5 protein-coding genes are annotated in these 5007 nt (G+C 35.4%); 1 reads left to right on the top strand and 4 read right to left on the bottom strand.

Annotated features, from left to right (window positions below; translation table 11 throughout):
• Nucleotides 1-125 precede the first annotated feature (125 nt).
• The 4 genes from ACRD7B_RS22510 to ACRD7B_RS22495 form a co-directional block, all read right to left on the bottom strand.
• A complete protein-coding gene (locus ACRD7B_RS22510; RefSeq protein ID WP_430826925.1) occupies nucleotides 126-719 on the bottom strand; it encodes a FecR family protein in 594 nt (197 codons plus the stop codon).
• Nucleotides 720-811: 92 nt separating this feature from the next.
• Entirely contained in the window at nucleotides 812-2584 is a 1773-nt protein-coding gene (locus tag ACRD7B_RS22505) for a hypothetical protein (RefSeq protein ID WP_430826924.1), read from the bottom strand.
• Nucleotides 2585-2699: 115 nt separating this feature from the next.
• Nucleotides 2700-3440, bottom strand: coding sequence for a lysophospholipid acyltransferase family protein (locus ACRD7B_RS22500; protein WP_430826923.1), 741 nt, complete (start codon nucleotides 3438-3440; stop codon nucleotides 2700-2702).
• 91 nt (nucleotides 3441-3531) lie between these two features.
• Nucleotides 3532-4002, bottom strand: coding sequence for a hypothetical protein (locus tag ACRD7B_RS22495; RefSeq protein WP_430826922.1), 471 nt, complete (start codon nucleotides 4000-4002; stop codon nucleotides 3532-3534).
• A 259-nt stretch (nucleotides 4003-4261) separates the two neighbouring features.
• Between ACRD7B_RS22495 and def the strand changes: the two genes are divergently transcribed.
• Nucleotides 4262-4843 (top strand): peptide deformylase, encoded by a 582-nt coding sequence (def, locus tag ACRD7B_RS22490; protein WP_430826921.1) that lies wholly within the window; start codon nucleotides 4262-4264, stop codon nucleotides 4841-4843.
• Nucleotides 4844-5007: the final 164 nt, after the last annotated feature.

Here is a 5007-nt window from a genome sequence, read left to right as displayed (position 1 = left end):
TCCCCTTCAGGGGATTTAGGGGTAACAAATATTGAAGTTAGTTACAAATTATAAGTTTCAAAGATTCTTTTTTGACTTTTGAGACAGCCTCTTTTATAAATTTATAGTATTGAAAATGTTTTTTTTTAATCGTCAATTTCGTCTTTTATTTTTCGACCAAGTTTTTTAAATTCTTTTCCAATTTCACGCCCACTCTTTTTTGCTTCATTACCAACGACATTTAGGTCATCCTGAAAATCTTTGGTCCAAATACGATGTTTGAATTCAGCTTTTCCTTTTTCAAATAATTGTTCCGATTTATCGAAAACGGCTGATTCACCGCGAATAAGTTTTTGCACTTGTTCATTAATGCTCATTTCTACTGATCCCTTTTCTACTTCCACTTCCATTTGAGTGTCGCTTGTCTTCACATTAAACTCCGTGCCAATTACTTTTATATCACCTAGCTTGGTGGAGACAACAAAAGGAACAGCATCCTTTTTTACAACAAAATATGCTTCTCCGTCTAATTCGACATGACGATCTTTAAAAGATTCATCATAAGTAATTGAACTGTTTTTGTTAAGAAGAACTGTTGATCCGTCAACCAGATGAATGGTTTTGCTTTTGTTTAAAGATGATTCTGTGATTTTAGAGCATGCGCTCATTAAAACTAGAAAAAAGCCAAGCGTAAGTACAGTTGTAGTCTTGATTTTACTGTGTTGAAATTTGTTGTTCATTGTTGTTGATGTAGTTGCGAATGAAATCGATTAAAAAAAGAAGAGAGTATTCAAAAAATGAATACCCTCTTGATACAGTATAATATAAGTTGTTATAACTCTTTGTTAATTACAGGATATTTGCCCATCAATTGGTCTAGCTCCTCAATGACTTCTGCCTTTTTCTCAGCAAATAGTTCTTTGTAATAAGCAACACCATCAAAAATGTTCTTCTGAAAAGCTTTAAGTTGTTTCAACTCCTTCTTATTTTCAGTATCCTTTAGGAAACTAGCTAATCGTGTTTGGAAAATATCCAAATACATACCTAGTTCTTTTAAGAACATATGTGGACGAGGGCGATTATCTAATAAGTTGGTGCGACCATAAATGTGATCAACCATTTCTTTAAGCGTAGCCTGTTTCGAAAAGTAAGCCAAGTTAGGCCCAGGACAAACCGTTACCTTATCCGTTGCTTTCGTAGCAATGCTTTTAGATTCAAGCAGTGACACACCTAAGCCAACACAAAGACATTCTCTTTCTATGATGCCTTCGTAGGCTGTTTTGTATTCATCAGCAGGAAGATTTAAGGCAGCTAAATCTACTAACTTTTGCTTTTGATACTGACGCGATGAAGTGCAAATTGGTTTCTCTGTATATTCTGTGTTATATTTTAAAAAACCTTTGGTACATGGCATTCCTTCGGTACCGTTCTTGGCTCTTTCAATACGTTGAACGCTCATGCTAGCATTTCTCACACTGTTAAAAGGAACACCAAGAGGGGATAAGCCACTGAAGTATAAATCTTTTTCCTTTGCATTTTCGAGTAGCTTTAAAGTATCTTTATCAATACTAATTGCTTCCGGAACAATCATAAAAGGAGTACCCCAACCAACACCATCCATTTGGTAGTGTTTCATTAAAAATTGATGTTCCTCGTTTGAACCAACACCACCCTGAGCAGTGATTTTAAAATTAGGTTCCTGCGATGGTTGCGTTAATTCTTTTTTATTTATTGCCGCGTCATACGCATTTTTAACAGTTTCAAAAAGCCTGTCGCGATTGGTTCTAAATTCGTCCAGGATAGGGCCAAATAATAAGCCGTTGGTCGGAAATGTGTGACCACCGCAGTTTACACCAGATTCAATTCTGTACTCCGAAACCCAGATGCCTTTCGCAGCAAGCATTTTACCTTGCACCAAAGCCGAACGGAAATCGCTCACCTTAAGAATAATCTTCTTTTTAAGGTCACCATTCATGTCAGGGAAGAAATCCTTAAATTTCTCTAAGTAAGAATATAAACGAGGACTCATGCCTGCGGACAAAACTAACGATGATGTAAGTTTGCTATTGGCAAAACCTCTAACGGCTGCATGTGCATCGTTGTATTCGATAGGCAATTCTTCACCATCTTTCGAATTAACCTTATCTAATTTGGTCATGATATTAACGTCAATATCACCAACTGGCAAGTGTTCTTGCACCCAATTAGTTAATTCTTCTTTAATTTGCTTACTTTTTTCAGCCAAATTAAATTTCTCTTTGATGTGAGAAAAGTCTGGTAACAGGTCAAAGTACTTCTCCAACTCACTTCCTTTTTCCAAAGCAGATTGTTTGAGGTTAGCCACTTTTTCACCAACTATCTCATCCATCATATTTAGATAAGAAGTGATGCGCTTAGCTCTAAAATCTTCTACTTTATCTGAAATGGCTTGAAATGGAAGATCGAATTTTTCGCTGTAAAATTCTCTGAGCTGCTCCATTAAAACATCATCAACTAAAGATACAACTGATGAAATTCCATATGGCGCTACTTTGATTGGCGAATCTAAAGTATAACCCAAGCCTAAAACAGGAATGTGGAAATTATGTCGATCAAAAATGTTCATTATATATACTGGTTAATGTGAGTTTCAAAGTTACGCTTTAATAAACTAGTATAAAAGCATGTTATATATTGATGTTGCTTGAGATTAACGTCTCAGAACAAGATAGTTTAAATATTTAAATATTCTGCTTTAGTTCTAGTTTTATATCTGATTGAATGTCTTTGAGTAAGATTTCTACATCCTTACCTTTTGGTTCAATAGGATCTAATACCTTGTAAGTAATTCGTTGGCCAAATTTTAATGGAAACATACCTTTGTACATTAATCGACTATGGCCATTTATGGCAAAAGGAACGATAATAGCATCTGGCGCTGCCCGTAACAAGGTATTAACTCCTGCCGACATGAATTTTTTCACCCTGCCATTTTTACTACGAGTTCCCTCAGGAAATATACAAGCTGCGTATTGATTTTCCTGTATCAGTTTTCCAAGTTTGAAAATTTCTTTAACCGATTGAGCACCGTTTTTTCGATCTATCAATGCTGATTTTCCATGAACTAAATTGTAGGATATGCTTGGTAGGTTTTTGCCCAATTCAATTTTAGATATAAACTTGGTATACATTTTTTTGAAAGCCCATACTACAGCAGGGATATCAAATAAACTTTGATGATTCGATACAATAATTATTGGGCGTCCGCTTGGTATTTTCTCACGGTCAATAAATCTAATTCTGCATCCCATAATGAAAAGTCCTCCTACAAGGAAAAAATTTAGGGCATCTACCACTCTGCGTCGTGCGTGATCGCCAAAAATAATATTTGCTCCTACTTGAAAAGGATGGAGGATTAGAAGAACAAGTGCGTAATAGATGTAAAAAATGGGAGTTATGAGATAGCCTAAAAAAATCTTCATTTCAGAGTTATGCTTGTTTTAATGAAATACAAAAAAACGAAATTTATTTCTTTTTTTTCAATAAAGAACTCCCAAAAATTGTCTGCTATTACTATTTGTCTGACTTTACTCGTACATACTTTTCAATCAAAAGCATATTTTCAGCTCCAAGACCTAAATCTTCTAATTCTTCAACACCTGTTTGAGTAAGCGTATCACCATTAATAGTAAGTTCAAAATCAAAGGCATGACCTTCCCATTCGCGAGCAGTGCAATATTCCAGGTTCTCGATGTATTTGCCATCAAGATAGGTATAGGATCCGCCGCCCGACATGTAGGCAACATTAGTTGAGTCTTTTCCTTTTTTCAAGTCATGAAGTAAGAAAGCAAAATGAGTTGGGGTAATTATCTTAATCATTTTCTGACCTTCATTCATGTTAGAAGTGATTGTGTCTTTTTTATGATACTCTGATGAAATGAGCTGCCAGGTGCCTTGTATACTTGGTGTTTGATCGCATTGTTGTGATTTGTTGTTACATGCATTGAATAAAATGAGGCTCGCAATAAAAATGAAATACTTCATAAGGTTATGATTTGTTTTATAATTCTTGCAAATATACGCATTTCGTAACTAAATGAAAGACGTCTTACTGGATATACTTTCTATTTAATATACGGGATAAGATAAACTTGAGCGCGATGCAATAAAGAAAATCCTTAAAGTTAAATATACCCGGGGCAAGCCTCGAGGAATTTGTCAGATAAAACTGAGAACTAAAATATAATTGCCTTGTTTATCTTTTATATTATTTTTGCACCCCGTATTTAAAATATTTAAGAAGATGGCATTAGCAGTAACAGCCTACGGTAATAAAGTGTTGAGAAAAGTGTGTGATGATATTACCGCTGAGTATGATGGTTTACAAGTATTGATTGATAATATGTGGGAAACCATGTATGAAGCTAGTGGTGTTGGTCTTGCTGCGCCTCAGGTTAATAAAACAATCCGATTATTTGTGGTTGATACTGCCCAAGTGTATGAGGGAATGAATGAGGAGGATCGAGAAGATTTATTTGAAGAAGAAGAGGGAGTGAAAGAGGTATTCATCAATGCACAAATAACTGGCGAATCTGAAGAGTTTTGGGCTGAGCAAGAAGGTTGTTTGAGTCTACCTGATATTAATGGCGAAGTTGAACGTCCTTGGTCGATTGAAATTGAATATTACGATCGCGATTTCAAGAAGCAAGTTAAAACTTTTTCAGGCTATAATGCTCGTGTAATTCAGCACGAATATGATCATACCGAAGGCGTGCTTTATATTGACCATGTTTCGGGAATAAGCAAGCGATTGATGAAGAATAAATTGGCAAAGATAGCAGAGGGTAAGGTAGCTCCTAAATATCGCATGCGCTTTGCTAAATAATTGATTAAGCCAGCTTTTATTAAAATCTATATAATGAGGCTGTCTCAAAAGTAAAAATCACAATTAGGATACTTTTAATTTGTAATCAAATATCCTTTTTTACTACCCCTAAATCCCCTGAAGGGGACTTAAGCCTCCACTTTAGGGGAGGTTTGGAGGGGTAA

Source organism: Carboxylicivirga fragile (assembly GCF_050589805.1).
Classification (GTDB): domain Bacteria; phylum Bacteroidota; class Bacteroidia; order Bacteroidales; family Marinilabiliaceae; genus Carboxylicivirga; species Carboxylicivirga fragile.
This window is presented reverse-complemented; position numbering and strand designations above follow the sequence as displayed.

Excerpts from the sequence above, each read along its gene's own strand:
- ACRD7B_RS22510 (WP_430826925.1), bottom strand. The coding sequence starts at position 719 with ATGAACAACAAATTTCAACACAGTAAAATCAAGACTACAACTGTACTT.
- ACRD7B_RS22505 (WP_430826924.1), bottom strand. The coding sequence starts at position 2,584 with ATGAACATTTTTGATCGACATAATTTCCACATTCCTGTTTTAGGCTTG.
- ACRD7B_RS22500 (WP_430826923.1), bottom strand. The coding sequence starts at position 3,440 with ATGAAGATTTTTTTAGGCTATCTCATAACTCCCATTTTTTACATCTAT.
- ACRD7B_RS22495 (WP_430826922.1), bottom strand. The coding sequence starts at position 4,002 with ATGAAGTATTTCATTTTTATTGCGAGCCTCATTTTATTCAATGCATGT.
- def (WP_430826921.1), top strand. The coding sequence starts at position 4,262 with ATGGCATTAGCAGTAACAGCCTACGGTAATAAAGTGTTGAGAAAAGTG.